General features: G+C 29.2%; 1 protein-coding gene and 1 pseudogene. Both read left to right on the forward strand.

Annotation, left to right across the window (positions count from 1 at the left end; genetic code table 11):
- Positions 1-447, forward strand: a pseudogene (locus AMN95_RS01185) (diaminopropionate ammonia-lyase); the annotation flags it as partial.
- Positions 448-454: 7 nt separating this feature from the next.
- A complete protein-coding gene (locus AMN95_RS01190) occupies positions 455-721 on the forward strand; it encodes a deoxyribodipyrimidine photo-lyase (protein WP_075522184.1) in 267 nt (88 codons plus the stop codon).
- The last annotated feature ends 50 nt before the right edge of the window (positions 722-771 follow it).

The raw sequence follows: 771 nt of genomic DNA on the forward strand, positions 1-771 counted from the left end.
AAAAAAAAACTGTCAATGGTTATAGTAAATAATTTCATATATTTTAAAAATTCAAGAGCAGATTGTGTTCTTCAGAGTGTAAAAGCAAATAAACTGAAAAAAATAAGAATTAAAAAAGAGAGTATTATGGGAGGGATGTCATGTAATGAAATGTCACTAGTGCCATGGCAAATATTAAAAAAAACTTCTAACTATTGCGTATCTGTTGATGACAATAATGTTGCCAAAACGACAGCGATGCTAAAGGATAGAAAATTAAGCAAAGGTTCAATTACAGGAGGTGAATGTGCAACTCCTGGGATTATTGCACTGGTAGGATTATCTAATAGTCTAAAAGCTAGAAAATTATTAGATTTGAAGAAGGATTCCAACATCCTTGTCATTGGATGCGAAGGTAATGCAGATGTTAAACTTTACAAACAACTGCTATCTAAAGGTAGAAAATAACATTTATATGACAAAAAATGCAATAGCTTGGATAAGGGAAGACTTTAGAATTGATCACAACCCTGCCCTTTCATATGCTACACAAAATCATGAAAATGTAATTGCATTATATATTTATAATAAAACTGATTTTGATAATAAGAGAGAAGCACAAAAATGGTGGCTATTTAAATCTTTGGAAACATTTAAATCAGAATTATCTAAATACAAAATTAATCTTCAAATATTAGCAGGTGATGAAGTAGATATATTTTCAAAAATAAAAAAAAGATGAAGTAACAATATATTGGAACAAGATTTATGAGCCAGACGTAATTGCAAAAG

This window comes from Candidatus Pelagibacter communis, assembly GCF_001180185.1.
GTDB lineage: Bacteria > Pseudomonadota > Alphaproteobacteria > Pelagibacterales > Pelagibacteraceae > Pelagibacter > Pelagibacter ubique_F.